The sequence below is a fragment of the Chryseobacterium indologenes genome, from assembly GCA_016025055.1.
GTDB classification, from domain to species: Bacteria; Bacteroidota; Bacteroidia; order Flavobacteriales; family Weeksellaceae; genus Chryseobacterium; species Chryseobacterium indologenes.
In genome coordinates this window covers 2,046,604-2,066,059 of sequence record CP065590.1, presented here as the reverse complement: position 1 = coordinate 2,066,059, position 19,456 = coordinate 2,046,604, and the positions used below count along the sequence as shown (strand labels likewise).

The 19,456-nt window shown below is 36.7% G+C and carries 10 protein-coding genes and 1 pseudogene; 2 read left to right on the top strand and 9 right to left on the bottom strand.

Features of this window, described 5'->3' with window-relative positions; all coding sequences use genetic code 11:
- Positions 1-192: 192 nt before the first annotated feature.
- Both H3Z85_09310 and H3Z85_09305 read left to right on the top strand, forming a co-directional pair.
- Positions 193-1,146 (top strand): helix-turn-helix transcriptional regulator, encoded by a 954-nt coding sequence (locus tag H3Z85_09310; protein QPQ53498.1) that lies wholly within the window; start codon positions 193-195, stop codon positions 1,144-1,146.
- 30 nt (positions 1,147-1,176) lie between these two features.
- Entirely contained in the window at positions 1,177-1,584 is a 408-nt protein-coding gene (locus H3Z85_09305) for a 3-dehydroquinate dehydratase (GenBank protein QPQ53497.1), read from the top strand.
- A 189-nt stretch (positions 1,585-1,773) separates the two neighbouring features.
- Here H3Z85_09305 and pckA read toward each other — a convergent pair whose 3' ends face one another.
- The 9 genes and pseudogenes from pckA to infB all read right to left on the bottom strand — a co-directional run bounded on the left by pckA (position 1,774) and on the right by infB (position 19,412).
- The gene (pckA, locus tag H3Z85_09300; GenBank protein ID QPQ53496.1) at positions 1,774-3,390 is read right to left on the bottom strand and encodes a phosphoenolpyruvate carboxykinase (ATP); all 1,617 of its coding nucleotides are present in this window, start codon (positions 3,388-3,390) and stop codon (positions 1,774-1,776) included.
- A 127-nt stretch (positions 3,391-3,517) separates the two neighbouring features.
- Positions 3,518-4,423, bottom strand: coding sequence for a 30S ribosomal protein S6 (locus tag H3Z85_09295; protein QPQ53495.1), 906 nt, complete (start codon positions 4,421-4,423; stop codon positions 3,518-3,520).
- Between the two features lie 8 nt (positions 4,424-4,431).
- Positions 4,432-5,307 (bottom strand): ACP S-malonyltransferase, encoded by an 876-nt coding sequence (gene fabD, locus H3Z85_09290; protein ID QPQ53494.1) that lies wholly within the window; start codon positions 5,305-5,307, stop codon positions 4,432-4,434.
- A gap of 70 nt (positions 5,308-5,377) precedes the next feature.
- On the bottom strand, positions 5,378-7,309 hold the full coding sequence (locus tag H3Z85_09285; protein QPQ53868.1) for a LysM peptidoglycan-binding domain-containing protein: 1,932 nt from the start codon (positions 7,307-7,309) through the stop codon (positions 5,378-5,380).
- A 74-nt stretch (positions 7,310-7,383) separates the two neighbouring features.
- The gene (bshC, locus tag H3Z85_09280) at positions 7,384-8,973 is read right to left on the bottom strand and encodes a bacillithiol biosynthesis cysteine-adding enzyme BshC (protein ID QPQ53493.1); all 1,590 of its coding nucleotides are present in this window, start codon (positions 8,971-8,973) and stop codon (positions 7,384-7,386) included.
- A gap of 12 nt (positions 8,974-8,985) precedes the next feature.
- Positions 8,986-10,926: a hypothetical protein gene (locus tag H3Z85_09275; GenBank protein QPQ53492.1), complete on the bottom strand. Its 1,941-nt coding sequence runs from the start codon at positions 10,924-10,926 to the stop codon at positions 8,986-8,988.
- A gap of 111 nt (positions 10,927-11,037) precedes the next feature.
- Entirely contained in the window at positions 11,038-12,579 is a 1,542-nt protein-coding gene (locus tag H3Z85_09270; GenBank protein QPQ53491.1) for a RagB/SusD family nutrient uptake outer membrane protein, read from the bottom strand.
- A 13-nt stretch (positions 12,580-12,592) separates the two neighbouring features.
- Positions 12,593-15,643 (bottom strand): SusC/RagA family TonB-linked outer membrane protein, encoded by a 3,051-nt coding sequence (locus H3Z85_09265; GenBank protein QPQ53490.1) that lies wholly within the window; start codon positions 15,641-15,643, stop codon positions 12,593-12,595.
- Between the two features lie 824 nt (positions 15,644-16,467).
- Positions 16,468-19,412, bottom strand: a pseudogene (infB, locus tag H3Z85_09260) (translation initiation factor IF-2).
- Between the last annotated feature and the right edge of the window lie 44 nt (positions 19,413-19,456).

Sequence of the window (19,456 nt, the reverse complement as noted above, 5' to 3'; positions counted from 1 at the left end):
TTTACAACCGCTGAAAAAATTAAAGCATCAATGAGAATCCAGAAAATGACTTAAAGTTTATACATAATTAAAAACCAATACTTTATATAAATGAATTTTGAGAAATCAGTTAGATATGGTGAATAAAAAATAATTTGAACTGTTATATTGAGTGCCAGAAAAGAACAAATAAGAAAATTGAAACTTGAATTGATGGACAGATATGTAGCGCTTATGACTTTCATAATTGCTGTTTATATTGTCATCTTTGCATTTTTTATTCATGACACTATAATGTCATGGTATCTGGTTGCGGGGTTATTGCTTCTCAGCTGTCCTTATGTTTTTACCCGGAAAAGGCTTTCACCCGATTTACTGGTCCATACTTTTCTGATTTCTGTTCCCATTTACAGTTTCTATATTATACTGTCCTTTTGGGAAAATTCTGTGGCTAGTTTTTCCATATTACTTCCCATTCCATTGGGTGCTTATATTTTTTTTTCAAATAAGGAAGTATTATTATATACCTTATATGTGGTGGTTACAATTGTGGCAGTAAGTGTAGTCGCCAATCATTTCAGTTTTAATCTTCCCAAGCATACACAGGAAGAAGTTAAGTTCAATGATACCTTATTATTTATCTCCAACATTTCGGTGGTCTTTTTACTCATTTATTATAAAGACAAAATTAAAAAGCCGGAAACATTGGATAATATCTATGCAGAGGATGCTCTCATAATTAATAAAGAAGACCCAACTGAAGTGGTTATTAAAACAGCAGCAGAGTCAGCAGATAGCGAAGCTTTTGAGAAATTGTTTGAAAAAATCGAATCCGCTATGACTCAGGATATGCTGTTTAAAGATACCAAACTGAATCTTTCAAGATTGAGTGTAGTTTTAGAAGTTAATAGTGCTTATATCTCCAAAGCTATCCGTTATAAAGGCTATCCAAATTTCAGTACCTACCTTAATACCTACAGAATTAATCATGTAAAAAAACTGTTTACGGAAACAGATTTCCAAAAGGCTACTTTAATGTACATCTATACTGAGGCAGGATTTTCTAATCAATCGACATTTAACCGAGTTTTTAAACAGATCGAAGGAATTACCCCATCAGAATACATCCAGCAAAACGTGAACACTGTTGATAATCAAGATCAGTAGAAAATATTTATCTTTGGGTAAATTTTTTATATGAAAGTTTTGATTATTAACGGGCCTAATTTGAATCTTTTAGGCACCAGAGAACCGGAAATTTATGGTACAATCTCCATGGAGACCTGTATGGAAACCTTACAATCTGAGTTTCCTGGTTATGAATTAAAATATTATCAGTCTAATATTGAGGGAGAACTGATCAACAGACTTCAGCAAGATGATTTTGATGCTGTGGTTATTAATCCCGGAGCTTTTACCCATTATTCCTATGCTATAGCAGATTGTTTAAAAAACATACGAAAACCTAAGGTGGAAGTTCACATCAGTAATATCTACAAAAGAGAAGAGTTCAGGCAGAAATCTGTGACAGCAGCTAATACTGATGCGGTTTTATCCGGATTCGGGATGGATGGATACAGATTGGCCATTCTCAGTCTGAAATAACCAAATGATGAATCTTCAGATTTTATAATATATAACTATTTTGCTCGCAGATTTTACAGATTACGCAGATCTTATTTTTATAGGGTTTCATATTTTTTCCCCAAACATCTGCAAAATCAGCTTAATCAGCGAGAGTAAAAATAAAAAAGCCTCATCGTTGATGAGGCTTTCCTATGTCTTATAATCTTATTAGATTGTTTGTTCCTGCAATTGAGGCCCTGAAGGGATTAATCTTTTTCCTTCTTCTGTATCACAATACTGCTCGAAGTTTTTGATATATCTTGAAGCAAGATCTTTTGCTTTTTCTTCCCAGTCTGTAGTATTCTCGTATGTATCTCTAGGATCTAAAATACCTGTAGAAACGTTTGGAAGCTCTGTAGGAATTTCAAGATTCATGATGGGAACCTGAGTTTTTGGTGCATTATCAATAGAACCGTCAATAATTGCATCAATGATCGCTCTGGTATCTTTCAGAGAAATTCTCTTTCCTGTACCATTCCAGCCTGTATTCACTAAATATGCTTTAGCACCGTGTTCTTTCATTTTACCGATCAATGTTTTAGAGTACATTGTTGGGTGTAATGTAAGGAATGCTTCACCAAATGCAGGTGAGAAAGATGGTTGAGGCTCAGTAATTCCTCTTTCAGTTCCTGCTAATTTAGAAGTGTAGCCACAAAGGAAATGATATTGTGCCTGATCTTCATTCAAGATGGAAACCGGAGGCAATACCCCGAAAGCATCTGCAGAAAGATAAACGATCTTTTTCGCATGTCCTGCTTTAGATGGCAATACAATTTTGTTAATATGATAGATTGGATAAGAAACTCTCGTATTTTCAGTAATAGATCCGTCTTTATAATCAGCAACACCATTGTTTACCACAACATTTTCAAGAAGAGCATCTCTTTTGATGGCTCTGAAAATATCCGGTTCTTTTTCTTCTGACAGGTCAATAACTTTAGCGTAGCATCCTCCCTCATAGTTGAATACTCCGTTGTTATCCCATCCATGCTCATCGTCACCGATAAGGTATCTTTTAGGATCAGCAGATAATGTTGTTTTCCCTGTTCCTGAAAGACCAAAGAATAAAGCTACATCTCCTTTTTCTCCAACATTTGCAGAACAGTGCATGGAAGCCATACCCTTTAATGGAAGGTAATAGTTCATCATGGCAAACATTCCTTTCTTCATTTCACCTCCGTACCATGTACCACCGATGATTTGTAGTTTTTCAGTAAGGTTGAACATGATGAAGTTTTCGGAGTTTAATCCCTGAGCTTCCCAGTTTGGATTTGTTGTTTTTGATCCGTTGATTACCGTGAAATCAGGTTCTCCGAAGTTTTCAAGCTCATAATGAGAAGGACGAATGAACATATTAGTAACGAAATGCGCCTGCCATGCTACTTCCACGATAAATCTTACTTTAAGTCTTGTATCTGCGTTGGTTCCGCAGAAAGCATCAACTACATAAATTTTCTTAGCTTCAGCAAGCTGGTTCAGCACTAATTCTTTACAAGAACCGAAAATTTCTGATGTAGTTGGTAAATTTACTTTACCATCCCAGAAAATTGTATCTCTTGTAACATCATCCTGAACAATATATCTGTCTTTAGGTGAACGACCTGTGAAAATTCCTGTTTTTACCGATACCGCGCCAGACTCTGTAAGCTCAGCTTTCTCAAATCCTTGATTTTCAGGAGAAACTTCAGCCTGGTACAATTCTTCGTAAGAAGGATTATACACCACTTCATAGTTTCCTTTAATCCCCAATTTTTCTAAATCCTGGATGATTTTAGTGTTTTTCATTTTACTTATATTTTCTATTTCTTTATTGAGTTCAACAAAAATAATATTAATTATTTGTTAAAGACGGTTTAAATATACTGATATAAGTCAGAATGACAAATAAAAAAACAGGATTGTAAGATACTGACTATAAGCCGATTATTTCAGGCCATTCAAAAACGGTTGTAAATCCTTTCTCCCAAAAATAGTCTTTAAAGCCCCCAAATTTGGCACTCATCACGAAATCTCCACCCCATGCGCCTAAACTTTTGACAAAGGAAGGACAATCAGAGAATAGCTTTTCTCTAACTGTGAGTATTTCAAGAAAATCTGCAATTTTACGTTCATGAATCATCATTAATTCAGAAAAACTTTCCAATTCATTGCATAATAAAATTTTCTTTGTGATATCTGAAAATTCATTAATCAATTCCGGTGATTTATTTTTCGACTTGTAAAGAGTGATTCCTTCTCTGCTGTCTTGCTTTTGATTTAAGTGAATAAATATCAGCTCATTTTTAAAAGGAGGATTAAAATCTACTTTTTCATATCTGATCTCAGGTTTATTTTGAAAAAGGATAGCAGATTTCTCTTTTGCAACGGCAATATCATATCCGCTCCCTCCAAGACTGATTGAATTCAGGTGAAAAGGGTTGATATCTGCCCATTCGCCAAGATTATTCATCAGGGTAGAGCTACTCCCAAGACCATAGTCAGCAGGAAACTGAAGATTTGTTTTTAAATGATAACTGAGATCGCTTTTAAATCTTGTGGTAGAAAGTTGCTGAACATTGTATAATGTTTTTAGAATAAATTCAGCACTTGAAGGGATATTGGTTTCTACAATCTGCCAGTTGTTATAGTCTATGACAGCTCTTAACCATAATTTGTCCTGATGGTAGGCTTCCCAAAGAATTAAAGATTTTTTATCTTCCCTTTCTTCAAAAAAAAACTCTTGTCCCAGCCTGGTTGGTACCGCTAAGACAAGAGCTCCATCTATTGCGAAATATTCTGAAGTAAGCATAAGCTTTCCCGGTGAAAAAATCGCGTTCATATTTTTATTTAGATTGCAGAAGTAGCTTCTACTGATCCGTCAATTTTTCTGATCAATCCCTGAAGGGTTTTTCCTGGTCCTACTTCTATAAAATTGGAGGCTCCGTCTTTGATCATATTCTGAACAGACTGAGTCCATTTTACCGGTCCTGTAAGCTGGTCAATCAGATTTTGCTTGATTTCCTCAGGATTGGTTACTGCAGTAGTCGTAATATTCTGGTATACGGGAATAGTGGCTTTTCTGAATTTTGTTTTTTCAATAGCTGCCGCTAATCTTTCCTGTGCCGGCTGCATCAATGGTGAATGGAAAGCTCCGTTTACGGGTAGTAATAAAGCTCTTTTTGCTCCAGCTTCTTTAAGTTTTATACAAGCTTCTTCTACCGCAGGTGTTTCTCCTGAAATCACCAGTTGTCCCGGACAGTTGTAGTTAGCAGGAACAACAATTCCGCTGATCTGAGCACAGATTTCTTCAACTTTAGCATCTTCCAATCCTAAAATTGCAGCCATAGAACTTGGATTGGCATCGCAAGCCTCCTGCATGGCCTTAGCTCTTTCTGACACCAGTTTTAAACCGTCATCAAAAGATAAAACGCCATTAGCAACCAATGCTGAGAACTCTCCTAATGAATGTCCTGCCACCATTTCAGCGCCAAGACCGTTTACTGCTTTTAGTGCTGCTACCGAGTGTATAAAAATTGAAGGCTGGGTAACCTCTGTTTTCTTCAGGTCTGCATCCGTTCCGTTAAACATAATGGAAAGAATATCGAAACCTAAAATTTCATTGGCTGATTCCATAAGATCTTTGATATCTTTTCTTGAATCATACAATTCTTTTCCCATTCCTACGAACTGAGAACCCTGCCCTGGAAATACAAGTGCTTTCATGTACTGAATTAAATATTATGCAAATATAATGATAATGTAAACAATATTCTTTTAACCAGATATAAATCATCTAGGGAACCAGCCTGATTACTCTGTAGCCGGTGTTTACATAAGCACCATTAGCCTTTGATTTTACAAACTCAAACTTGGTAGCAAGCTGCGTCTGTACTTTGTTCATCTGTCTGAATATTTCTCCTTTTTTATTTTCCCTGGTCAACATATCATTCACGACATCGAAACCTACGATTGCATATTTAGGAGGTATTTTGCAATACTTGCTTTTATAAGCTGCAAGAATCTCTTTTTCAAAATTACCGTCTGTGTTGATCTTTCTATCCATCAGATATACTAGGCTTGCTTGGCTCAGATCATCCACTTTCTTTTCAAATACAGGTGCATAAAACATACTGAATGCTTTCACTCCCTGAGCTTCTTTGGAAAGAGCAATGACTTTGTTTGCAAATGCGTCACCCATATCATCATTAGCTAAGACAGCGATAACAGGGGCAGCCTGTCCTGTCATCATATTCTGATCCAGCTGAATATCTGCCGGAGAGGTAACGATGACAACATTAGGATTTTTCAGCGTCTTTTCAAGACCGGCTTTGATGTAGTTGGCATTTTCTTTTTTAGTGTCTGCTACCACATATATTTTCTGATCCGAATAGACCGCTTTTACTTCTTCAACAATTTTGTCAGCATAGGTCTGATTATTGGTTTCAACAATGATCAGGTTGCTGTAGTTATAAAGTTCCGGGGTATTAGCAAATGGTGCCACTACCGGTATTTTTTGATTTTTAGTAAAATCCAGTACGTCTATTACGTTGGATTTGAAGAAAGGACCTATAATAAGATCTGTATTTTCAGGATTAATCTGTGTCAGAGAATTCTTAAATGAAGCTTCATTTCCTGAATCTACTACTTTGATATCAAGTTTTTGCCCTCCTTTGGCATTTCTTTCGATGGCCAGTTTAGCACCTGTCAAAAAGTCAAGAGCCATCCCTCTGTATTGGGTTTCATTGGTACTGTACCCGAAAGGAAGCATCAATACTACGCTTAGGGCATCACCGTTTTTCTTCACGTAAGCAGGATCCTGCTTTTTGATTTTCAAAACCATTCCTGATTTTAATCCGTGAGAAAGCTCGGGGTTAAGTGCGATCAGATCATCAATTGAAACTCCGAATCTGTTGACAATAGAGAAAACTGTATCTCCCTGCTGAACCGTATAGGTTACATAATCATCTCCTGCAACCACATTTCCGGAAGCAGATGAAGATCTGTCATTGCCTGAATCTACTTTTGTTTTTGGATTTACAGGTTCAGGTTCAGCTACAACTGATTCAGCGGCAGGTGTTGATTTTTTTATTTTAATGGTTTCACCAGGCTTTAACCCTTTCTCCTCCAACCCTGGATTTAAGGCAAAAAGATCCTGTTGGTTGATCCCAAATTGTTTTGTAATTCTGTAATAATTATCTTTTGCCTGAATCACGTATGTTTCTCCTTCTACCGGTGCAACAGTATTAGTTGTTATTACGGTTGTTGGTTTTTCAACAACTGTTTCAGCCGGTTTTTCCGCTGCAATAACCTGCTGGCTGTCACCATATTTTTTGATACTGGCAAGAGGTAACGTAATTTCATCTCCGATTTTCATATGAGAATCCAATTCAGGATTCAGCTTTCTTAAATCGGTTTCAGAAATCCTGTATTGCTTGGTAATTCCGTATATGGTTTGTTTGGGTTGTAAAACAATTTTCCCCAAAGCAGCGCTCGTGGCAGGAGTTGTTTTCACTTTTTCAGCGACAACCGCTTTGGCAGCAACAGGAGCTGTTGCTTTATCGGATTTTATTGTTAAAACATCTCCGATAGCAAGCTTACCATCTTTATGCTTAGGGTTTAGCTTCAGCAATTCATCTACAGTCATTCCATACTTCTTTGCAATGTTGTAAGGGTTGTCACCTTGTACAACTGTGTGCGATTTCTGAGCTGAAACTCCCAAAACCATACATAAACTGGATAGAATAAAAAACCTCTTTATCATATTCGATAATTATAATTTACAAAAATACTCCTTTAAAATTAAATGGCAACAATTATTAGTTTGGATTCTTGAACCACCATTTCTTCCAAACAATTTTCAAGCCATGAATAGCCGTAATCTGAAAAGAATACGCTAAAGTTGTAGACCCTTTCCTGCCATGTACCGGAAGGGTGTATGTCTAAAAACAGATTTTCAAGTCTTTCCAGCAGCTCTGCCTGTTTTATTTTTTCAGCATGAAGCAGACGTTTTTTCATTCTTTTAAATGATTTCAACTGTCTCACTTCTTCGGCCTTTACCATATTGCCAAAAGATCTTTCGGTCATTTCTGCAGTGGCTTTCAATTCAGAAAAATTATTGATCAGAAGCTGCTCTTTTTCTTCCAGTAATGGTAAAATATGATTATCCTTTAAAATCTTACGGTTGGTTATGATGGCAAAGTTCTGGAAGAAATCATCAATTCCGAGATCGAGTTTCCGGATTTTCCCCAGTGTCTTTTCTTTTATAAAAAGCATGGAATTTCTGGGAATAAGAATCGGAAAAGGAATTTCAATTTTCGAAAAATAATCTTTCAGTTCCAGCCAGTACATGATTTCGGCATTTCCGCCGATGTACGCCAGGTTAGGTAATATTTTTTCCTGATATACCGGGCGCATCAATGCATTTGGGCTAAATCTTTCGGGGTAGTTTTCCAGCTCGGCCAGTATTTCTTCTTGTGTAAACTGAATATTTTTGTCTACAACGATATATTTCTGACCGTTAAATTCAATCCTGTCTCTTGTATCTGACAGGTAAAAGAGATTAATTTCGCGGGGGTTTACCTGAACTTTACCATATTTTTCAGTCAGAAAATCTACTTTGGCTTCGGATTGTGTTTGCAGGCTGAAATGCAGGAGCTCATCTTTAAAAATCTCTTTCATCTCAGCTTTAAGCTCTTTCGAATCACCATCCAATATCAAAAGTCCGAATTCAGAAAAAAGTCTATTAACCAGGATTCTGATCGCCTGTGTTAAAGTATTTCCGGTTTTATAAGCTTCTTTAAGCATTAAAATCAATTCGGTTCCGAAGACAGAATCTTTAAATTCTTTTTCAAACTCAGAAATAAAATAGGTATCACTGATTTGAATTCTGCCTACCGGGCCACCGGATTTCTCGTTGATCTCGTAGAAATGATTTTCTGTTTTAAAATGGTTGATTTCAGCAAAATCATGATCTTCTGAAGCCATCCAATAGACCGGAACAAAATTGAAGTCCGGAAAATTTTCTTTGAGATAAGTACATGTTTTTATCGTCTGCAATATCTTATAGACAAAGAAAACAGGTCCCGAAAACAGGTTCAACTGATGTCCTGTAGTAACAGTAAATGTATTGGGAAGCTGAAGATCCGCCACATTATCTTTTTGCTTTGAAGAAAGCGTAAGCTCCGAAAGCTGCTCTTCTAGTACCGCAGACAATATTCTTCTCTGCTCTGATGATAAAGACGAATCGCCTTTAAGATGGATCTGCTGACGAAAATGATCTACAGAAAATGTTTTATTTTCAAACCCCTCAATTTGTTGATTCAAAAAATCTTTTACCAATTGAGGAATACTTTCTATATCGTTGAATGATATCTTATTAATTGTTTTCAACCTGTATCGTTTTTAGTTGAACAAATACCACACAATTCCAATATTCAGTCTGAAATCATATACCGGATAGTGTGGGAATGCATACGCTTTGTTGTTGGAAATAAGAGTTCCTATCTGCTGACCTTCGATGAAGAAGAACATTTTCTTCACTTTCAAATTGATATAAAGATCGGCAATCGGCTGCCCACCAATAGAGAACGAACCGGAATCAGGTAACATATATTCGTTTAGGATGGGAAAATATTCTCTTGAAGCAAATTTAGAGAAGTAATACACCTTAAGTCCTGCCTGGATTTCTGCGGCTTTCTTAAAGGCCTGCGTCTGAAAGAAGAAATTGGCTCTTCCAATAAAGCTTGGCATCGGAAGCAGATTTTTATTTGTCAATGCATTTTGGAAATGCAGCCTTGTATTCAAATGGAATTTACCAAAACTAAAGGTAGCATCTCCTCCAATCTGAGAAATATTAAGAGAGCTGTCACTTTGCTGTGGGCTACCTTCGTTATCGATATACGTATAATTGTCTATTCTGAAATAGTTGGCAAAAATTTCTGTTTTGAACCACTTCAGGTTTATACTTCCTCCGATTTCCATTACCGATTGGTTTCTGGCATTTTCAAGGTAATAATTAAAACTGTTATATACGGAAGTATTCAAGAGGTAATTGAATGAAGGATATGCGCTTTGGAAATTTACTTTAGCATTGACAAAATAATCCTTTACCGGTTCAAATTTTAAAGTATTGGCAGTTCTAAGATAGCTTTTAAACTGACTTCCGTTTGAAAATTCAAGGAAGGAATTCAACTGAACTTTATCCCAAAGTTTTACCTGCAGATTTCCTACAGCACCAATTCTGTTTTCTTTAAGTTCTGACGGAAAAGATACGCCTCCTATAGATACGACATCCCTGATTCCGAATTTGATCATCTGGTAACGAACTCCAGCATCCAGTTTGAATTTTTCATTATTAAAAACCAGACTTACCGTGTTACTGAAATTATCAGAATATTTCTTTGTTGTCAGAGGAAAATTGGCAACGATTTCACTATCATCTTTATACCAAACCCTTTCCAGTGCTCCCTGATTATAGTAGTATTTATTTCCCTGATGTAACATCGTGTGGCGTATACTAAAAGGAAATTTCTCAGCATTGAAAGGTGTAAACTGATGACTCAGGTAATATCTCCGGTAAGAAAACTGTGAGCTGCTTGAAGAAAGATTCATCTGGGCATTCTGTCTGTTTCTATAATTACTGTCGCCACTTTGAAATAAATTATCTTCGACAATTCCACCACTTTCCTGATTATTTACATTTTGATGCAGGTAATGGGCAAAAAGCTCATAGTTTCCACTTTTGGAAATATAATGTCCTGAAAATATTGTGTTGTTGTTTGCTGCCAGTGAGTTTCTATACAATCCCTGAGATCTTAACCCCATATATTCAAGGGCAAAATTGAATCTTTTCCCAATATTTTGGGTGTAAGTAGAGTTCAATGCGGCACCGTTTCTCATTGCATTATGATAGATGAATGCGGCAGTAGGAGTTTTTACATCATAATATTTTACATCATTGGCTCCGAGAATCATATATGCTTTATTGGAAGGCAATAAAGACAGGTTCTGTTCCGGATTCACTTCAAATACAAGAGGGTTAAATCCTGACCCGATATTGGCAGGCTGTACTCTTCCGAAGTTATCTTGATTATTATATTGAGAGAAAATGTGTGTCTTATCAAAAGTCATCACGGTATCAAAGACTTTCTTTTCTGAAAACTGTGTCTGAAAGAGATAATCATTGATTGTAGGTTTGAAAATTTTCAAAGAATCTTTTTTACCGGAGTCTATGACAAGAGTATCTTCCGGGTTTCGTTGAAGTTTTTGAGTTTTTATAGAATCCACAACCTGCGCCTGAGCAGCCAAACTGAAGAAGGTGATTATGAAAAGGATGTACTTCATTATTCATTATTGTTCAGCAAATTTAATAAAAAAAAGGCTGTCTCATTTTTGAGACAACCTTTTTAGTTAAATAAAAAGAAAATTTTCTTTTTTTATCCCTTTTTTCTATGATTAGAAATGTGGGTTATTTACAATTTCTTCCTGAGGAATTGTTAAAGATACTCTAGGATCATTATAAGGGAACGCAGTACCTACGAAGAACAAGTGGTTAGAACCTCTTGTAACGGTAGCTTTGTTTCTCTTAAATGCTAAGTAAGATTTACCTTCACCCCAGAATTCAAATCTTGTTTGGTTGTAGATTTCTGCTTGAAGAGCTGTTCCTGTCAAAGTATCAAGGAAACTGTCAACATAAGCTGCTGCTGTTTTGTTTGGCTCCGCAGGATCTGTTGAATCTGAATATCTATTGTAAAGTACTTGTTTTAAGATAGTTTTAGCCTCAGCATCCTGTCCTGTTTTAGCAAGAGATTCAGCAGCCAGGAAATAGAATTCATCTACTCTCATGAAGATATAGTCCGCAGTAATCTGTCTTTGTCCCTGAGCAATTCTGTTAAGGTCAAAGAACTTGTTACCAGGGAAGTTTCTTGCAGGAGTAGTAGCTATAGGAGTTCCCTCACTATCATTAATTGTACTCATCACAAATTGATTTCTTCTGATATCACGGGCTTTCATATTATTATACAAGCCTAGATCAATTCCTTTTCTTGTCCCTACTGAAGCATAGCTATATGAGAACATATCCACTTGGCCCCACCAGCTAACCAGGTCTAATCCGTTTACAACAGCGATATCAAATCCCCACATCCAGCTAGGTGTCTTCAAATCATTGAATCCTCCTCCACTTACTACGTTAGATCCTGCCGAATGTGCCATTCTTACAGTTTCTGTTTTGGTAGTAGACGTATAACCATAATCATTAATGATCTCTTTAGAGAGTTTAGCAGCTTGCACCGGTTGATCTATTGCAGCATATGTATAAGCCAAAAGACCTTTGGCAACAGACTGATCGATCATTCCTTTATTTGTTCTCTGGAAACCTTCAAGATAATTTACAGCTTTAGTCAAATCGTCCACAATAAGTGCATATACCTGAGCTTGAGTAGATTTTGGTTGAGCCGGCATACCTGCTTTTGTATAAACAGGAATTGCTGCTTCACTAGCACTATATCCTTTCGTATAGAATTGCATCAGATAAAAGTAAGCATAAGCACGTAGAGCTTTAGCTTGTCCCATTGCATATTTATCAGCATCAGTAGTAGGAACAAAATCCGTCCCTCCAAGAGCATCAATAATTTGGTTCGCACCTGCAATCATTCTGTAATAGTACCTCCATGGTTTGTAGTTCATGGTATTGGTAAAGTCAGTCTGAGCGGTCATATTTGCCATGGCAACATACCATCCGTAAGATGTAGCCTCAAGAGCCATATCCTGGGAAAGCATGTCACTGTAAATATCGTATCCTTTTTGACCGAAGTCATCATGATCCAAATCTGTTCCCCCTGTTCCTGTGTTAATCATCATCACATACAACCCATTCAGTTTTGTTTGTGCAGGAGCATCAGCAATTGTTTCTGTAGGTGATGATTCAAGAAACTCTTCACGACATGAAACAGTCAATGCTGATAATGCTATACTTAATAATAATATCTTTTTCATTGTAAATTAATAGTTAGAAGTTAATTTTAGCTCCAAAAGTTATAGTAGATAATGGTGCATAAGCATATGTGCTACTTGCTCCTGTTTCTGAAACACTTGGATTAAATCCTTTTCTTTTTGTTGCAATCCATAAGTTATCTCCACTTACGAATAAGTTGAATCCTGTAAGGCCAATTGCTTTTACAAAGTCCTGAGGAAGGTTATATCCTAAACGGATATTATTAAGTGCCAGATAGTCAGATTTCACTAGGAATCTGCTTGATCTTGCATTTTGGTTAGCATCAATAGCAGCGTTAGAAGACATTCTTGGAACATCTGTTACATCACCAGGATTCTGCCATCTTTGTCTGATATCAGTGTGCCAGTTGTTGTTACCTACAACACCGTTACCCATCAGCCCGGCATAAAGCCCGTCATATGCATATCCACCAAGACTATAAAGGAATTGTACTCCCAGGGAGAACTGCTTATATCCAAAATCTAAGTTGAATGCTCCTCTAATAGCAGGAATAGCAGATTTATCTAAGAATTTCTGAGTTGCCTGAGAATATACTTCTGTAACTCCTGTTCTGATGTCCGCATTAGGATTCAGCTTTTGGAATTCATAAAGTGACCCGATTTGTTCACCTGCATCAAATTTTCCGTTTCCGTTGGTATCAACATAGCTGACAGACCATTGAGCGGCACCGGTAGCTGAATTTACTCCTACATATTCTCTCATGTAAAAGTCGTATAATGATCTTCCTTCTGCTCTACCAAAACCTGCTTCAGATAAATCAATGATCTTAGCAACTCCAGTAGATGGATCAATTGGCATCTGTGTAAGTTTATTACGTAAGATCTCACCATTGATACCAAAATCAAGATACATATTATCTTTATTAATGATATGTGTTTTCAAAGTAAATTCTAAACCTTGGTTAACAAGCTTACCATCATTTACTTTTAAAATTCCATTACCTGTAGAAGGAGCTAATCTGTTATCAAAAATCAAGTCGTTTGTTGTTCTGTGGTAGTAATCCACTTCAAGCTCAACAGCTCTGTTTTTAAACAATCCGATTTCAGCACCTACCTGGAAGATATTAGATTTCTCCCAAGTTAAATTAGGATAACCATCTCTGTCATAAGTAGCAGCAGGAAGTCCCATGAAGTTTCCTGGATTATATACATTATATCCTGGATAGTATCCTCCATTTTGAGCTGAAGCAGCAGTACTTCCAACGATCGACTGATCACCTACTGTACCATAACTCGCTTTTAATTTTAAATGTTTGATGGTTTTATTATCATTAAGGAAATTTTCCTTTGTAACTAACCATCCAAATCCTGCTGACCAGAATGTATCCCATTTATTTTGTAAGAATCTTGAAGTTCCATCTCTTCTAACTGTTCCGTTGAAGAAATATTTCCCTTGGAAGTCATATGTTAACTGTCCGAAATAAGATTCTAGTGTATAATTATATGTGTAAGAATTGGATAACGATTCTCCCACCCCCTGATTCAATTCAGGAATCATATCAATAATAGTTGGTCTTCCAGCAGATAGATACTTTTGTTCCCAGCTGTTACTTTCGTGAGCTGCAAAAGCCATCACATTGTGATCACCAAATCTCTTTTGGTATCTTAATAACTGTAACCAGTTATAAGCCATTAATTCAGTCTTAGATTTGGAAATATAACCATTCTGACTCGCTGCATTTCCATAGAAAGGGTTATCTACCTGATCATTACTGTTGTTATAATATTGCCCTCCAATTCTTGTTTCAAAGCTTAAATTTTTAGTAATATCAGCTTTTAAGAACATGTTGGCATTGATCTCATGTTTATAGAAGTTGTTGATATTATTGGTAGCATCACCAATTGCATTGGTAAGACCTCCAAATCCTCTACCGTAATCTCCCATACCATAATCAAACTGATTTCCTCCAAAGTGTGGATCCGGAATTTTATTTCCATTTGCATCACGTGTAAATAGTGGATATAGGGAAGGAATATTATCTACAAACCAGAAAATACTTCCTGAATCACTACTTTGTCCGTTTCTTTTAGCTTTAGAGTATGCATAACCTAAATTAAATTCTCCCTTCAACCAAGGTCTTGCCTGGTGAGTTAAATTTAATCTACCATTATATCTTTCAAAGTTTGAGTTAATAGAATATCCTTTATCACTTAAGTAACCAATATTCGTATAATATGTTGTTTTACCGCTACCACCACTGATGGATAGGTTATTTTCCGTTCTTGCAGAAGTTTGGAAAGCATAATCTTCCCAGTTTTCCGGATCATAGATTCTACCAATTCCCGAACGTACCATACCGGTATTAGGGTCAATCAGATTTGCAGCCGGTGTACCCCAGATATTATAATCCGGGCTAATTCCCGCTGTACTAAAAAGTCTTGTGTTAGCATATGCGGTTGGATTAGCGTTCCCAGCAAGTCTACCTTGGTTTCTTAACGCCTGCCAGCTTAATCCAACATATTCTTCAGGAGAGCTGATTCTTGAATATCTTGGAAGTAATGACATGTTGAAACCGACCTTAGATTCCAACTGGATTACAGATTTGCTAGATCTACCTTTCTTAGTATTAATAACAACAACCCCGTTAGCACCTCTAGCACCATAAATAGATGTAGCGGTAGCATCTTTAAGGATCACCATGTTTTCAATGTCCTCAGGGTTAATTGAGCTCACATTTCCTGTAAAAGGCATACCATCAAGTACGTACAATGGGCTTCTGTTTCCACTCATTGAACCAAAACCTCTGATACGGATAGTTGCATCTGTACCAGGCTGTCCAGAAGTATTGATTACTCTTACCCCTGCTGCTTCCCCTGCAAGCGCCTGGCTCACAGTAGATACGTTTTTCGAATCAATTGACTTAGCATCAACTTTAGACGCTGTTCCAACATAACTTTCTTTTGGAACCTGGCTATACCCTATTACAACAACTTCTTCAATCGCTGTTTCTCCAGCTGTTGTATCTTTAGGCTTTTGCTGTGCGTAAGCGGCTTGCCCCAAAAAGAACAAAGCTCCCGCACTTAGTACACGTAGTTTAACATTCATATTAACAAATTTTAATATATTTTAGCGACAAATATGTTAATAAATATTAACACTAGCAAATTTTTAACTTAGCATTAGACGTATTTTTTTAACAACAAATACCGTTTTAAACTTAAATTATAAAAATATGATAATTTTAAAGACATAAAAAAGGTTAAAAACAAAAAAAAACTATAAAAAATACAGTTTCAATAATTAATTATAAATGTATATTTTTTTATTTATAATGATTCTAAACTAAAATATAGAATAAAATCAATTGCTTACATTACTTTATATGAAAAAAATACAGAAAAACGAGATTCACCACACAAGTTCAACACTTTACCTTTCAGTAATACTTTTCATATTTAATTACGGAATATAGTTATACTGCCAAAAAACTTTGGGGTAACATATTCTTTTTCTTTAACAGAAAATAATTTAAGCGAAAAAATTACGCAAATAAGTTAAATAACATTAATTTTATCAACATTAGCAATAAGGAATTAAAGTATAATAAAGGGAATTTAGGAAATTTGAATTCATGAAACTATCTTTCTTTATACTGCCATATTACTCTAAATTATCCTATATCGATTAAAAATTCCTATAAAATAGTAATATTACTGTCGCTTTGAATGCACCTCAGGAAAATCCTTATCCGTTAACAAAAAGGCATTAATTCATATCTATATTTTAACAAATAAGATCACAATTTATTGGCTAAGGGTATTGGATTCAATCCAATCAGAATACACACTCACCATTAAATTTTATCAACAAATGAGCATAAAAAAGCGCCACCTCTTCGAGGTGGCGCTTCATATAAGTATTTTAAGATATTATTTAAGCTTTTTCTTAACAGCTACTTCTTCGTATACTTCAAGAATATCGCCGATTTCAATATCATTGTATCCTTTAAGATTCAGACCACATTCGTAACCTTTTGTTACTTCCTTCACATCATCTTTGAAACGTTTCAAGCTTTCAAGCTCGCCGTCAAATTTAACGATTCCGTCTCTTAATACTCTTACTTTTGAGTTTCTTGCTACTTTTCCTGAAAGAACCATACATCCGGCAATTGTTCCAACCTTAGAGATTTTAAATACTTCTCTGATTTCCACATTACCAATAACCTGTTCTTTGATCTCAGGCGAAAGCATACCTTCCATAGCTTCCTTCACCTCTTCGATAGCAGCATAGATTACAGAATAATTTCTGATCTCAATTTCTTCTCTATCTGCAAGGTCTTTAGCATTAGCACCGGCTCTTACGTTAAATCCGATAATAATTGCATCTGAAGCTGCGGCTAAGTTAACATCAGATTCAGTAATCTGACCTACGCCTTTATGAAGGATATTAACGTTGATTTCAGCTGTTGATAATCTCTGTAACTGATCAGATAATGCTTCAACAGATCCGTCCACGTCACCTTTAAGGATAATGTTCAATTCTTTAAAGTCACCCAAAGCAATTCTTCTACCCAATTCTTCAAGCGTCGTATGCTTCTTGGTTCTGATAGAAAGTTCTCTTTGAAGCTGCTCTCTCTTATTAGCGATTGTTTTTGCTTCACTCTCGTCAGCGTATACTTTAAACTTATCACCAGCTGTAGGAGCTCCGTCAAGACCTAAGATCGTAACCGGAATTGAAGGCCCTGCTTCTTTAAGGTTTCTACCTCTTTCATCAAGCATAGCTTTTACTTTACCGTGGTTTTTCCCGGCAACTACGTAATCTCCAACTCTTAGAGTACCTGTTTGTACCAACATAGTAGCAACATACCCTCTCCCTTTATCCAGTGAAGCTTCAATAACAACTCCCTGGGCATTTCTATCCGGATTGGCTTTTAAGTCAAGCATTTCTGCCTGAAGTAATACTTTCTCCAATAGAACATCCATATTATTACCGAATTTCGCAGAGATTTCCTGAGACTGAACATTTCCTCCCCATTCTTCAACAAGGATATTCATTCCGGAAAGCTGCTGTCTGATATTATCCGGATTTGCACTTGGCCGGTCTACTTTGTTCAATGCAATAATCATTGGTACACCAGCTGCCTGAGCGTGAGAAATTGCTTCTCTCGTCTGAGGCATCACATCATCATCTGCTGCAATTACAATAATTGCAATATCTGTGATCTGAGCACCTCTTGCTCTCATTGCTGTAAACGCTTCGTGACCCGGAGTATCCAAGAAAGTAATTCTCTGTCCGTTTTCAAGCTTCACGTTATACGCACCGATATGCTGTGTAATTCCTCCGGATTCACCTGCAATTACATTGGTTTTTCTGATGTAGTCAAGTAATGAGGTTTTACCGTGGTCAACGTGTCCCATTACAGTAACGATTGGAGCTCTGCTTACTAAGTCTTCTTCGTTATCGATTTCTTCTTCAGTATCATTTTCTTCCAGATCAGCATCTGAGAATTCGATTTTATAACCAAATTCATCCGCTACTAATAATAAGGTATCTGCTTCCAGTCTTTGGTTCATGGTAACCATTACCCCAAGTGAGAAACATGCAGAAATCACCTCTGTTGGTGAAACGTTCATTAAGCTGGCTAATTCACCTACTGTAATGAATTCCGTAACTTTAAGAGTTCTGTCTTGTGCTTCAAGCTCTTGTTGACGCTCATCCTGTTCTCTTCTGTATGTTCTTTTATCTTTTCTGTGTTTCGCAGATTTAGATTTACCACCTTTATTGGTCAGTTTCTCTAATGTTTCCTTAATCTGGTTTTTAACTTGCTCGTCAGTCAATTCAACCGGCATGACTCTTTGACCAGGTCTGTTGTTTTGACCGCCTTTTTTGAATCCACCACCTTGGCCACCCGGACGGTTTCCTCCCTGGTTGTTTCCGAAACGGTTTCCACCTTGACCTCCCTGGCCTTGAGGACGGTTCCCCTGGCCTCCTTGCCCCTGACGGTTTCCACCTTGTCCACCGTTGTTATTCTGACGGTTTCCTTGGCCCTGACCTCCTTGGTTGTTATTGTTTCCAGAGTTTTGGTTATTCCCCTGACCTTGTTGGTTATTCTGACCAGGTTTTTCTATTCTCTTTCTTTTCTTTTTCGCTCCAGAACCAGGTTTTGGTGCAAACTGAGTCAGGTCAATCTTTTCTCCGACAATTTTAGGACCGTCAAGTTTTTGATATACTGTCTCAATTTTCTGTGGTTCCTGAGACTCCGGTTCAGCATCCACTTTCGGAGCTTCTACTTTTTTCTCCTCTGCAACTACCGGCTTAGGAGTTTCTTTTACTGGTTCCACAGGTTTTATTTCTTCTTTTTTCCCCTCTACTTTTGGTTTGTCTTTTTCACAGGTCTATTTCTAGATTCTATCTGAGACAAATCAATTTTATCCAAAACTTTAAACTCCTGCTTTTCAGGTGCTGCTTTCACTTCCGGTTCTTCTTTCACGATTTCTTCTTTCTTTTCTTCAACCGGTGTCGCTACAGGAGCAGCAGGGGTTTCTTCAACTTCAGGCTTGCTAGTTTCCAAATCTATTTTACCTAAAATTTTAGTTTCTGGTTTATTTGCTTTAGCTCTTATCACTTCAGGGGTTTTCTTCTCTTCAATTTCCAGTTTTTCTTCCGGAACTTTAGTAATCACCACCTCATGGGAAGCCTTTCTTTGTTCGCCATCCTTAGCAAACTCAGCCTCCAATGCAGAATATGCCGCTTCTTCCAATTGAGCGTTAGGATTGCTTTCAACCTCAAACCCCCTTGATTGTAAAAATTCTACTAATCTGGACATCGAAATGTTGAATTCCTTAACCGCTTTATTTAATCTAATTTTTGGCATCTATATTATTTACTATTTTTTTAATTCTTAAAATTAAAGTATTT

Bases quoted from the DNA above. Each gene is read 5' to 3' on its own strand.
- H3Z85_09270 (QPQ53491.1), bottom strand. From the start codon at position 12,579: ATGAAAAAGATATTATTATTAAGTATAGCATTATCAGCATTGACTGTT.
- H3Z85_09265 (QPQ53490.1), bottom strand. From the start codon at position 15,643: ATGAATGTTAAACTACGTGTACTAAGTGCGGGAGCTTTGTTCTTTTTG.
- pckA (QPQ53496.1), bottom strand. From the start codon at position 3,390: ATGAAAAACACTAAAATCATCCAGGATTTAGAAAAATTGGGGATTAAA.
- H3Z85_09275 (QPQ53492.1), bottom strand. From the start codon at position 10,926: ATGAAGTACATCCTTTTCATAATCACCTTCTTCAGTTTGGCTGCTCAG.
- H3Z85_09295 (QPQ53495.1), bottom strand. From the start codon at position 4,423: ATGAACGCGATTTTTTCACCGGGAAAGCTTATGCTTACTTCAGAATAT.
- H3Z85_09310 (QPQ53498.1), top strand. From the start codon at position 193: ATGGACAGATATGTAGCGCTTATGACTTTCATAATTGCTGTTTATATT.
- fabD (QPQ53494.1), bottom strand. From the start codon at position 5,307: ATGAAAGCACTTGTATTTCCAGGGCAGGGTTCTCAGTTCGTAGGAATG.
- H3Z85_09285 (QPQ53868.1), bottom strand. From the start codon at position 7,309: ATGGTTTTGGGAGTTTCAGCTCAGAAATCGCACACAGTTGTACAAGGT.
- H3Z85_09305 (QPQ53497.1), top strand. From the start codon at position 1,177: ATGAAAGTTTTGATTATTAACGGGCCTAATTTGAATCTTTTAGGCACC.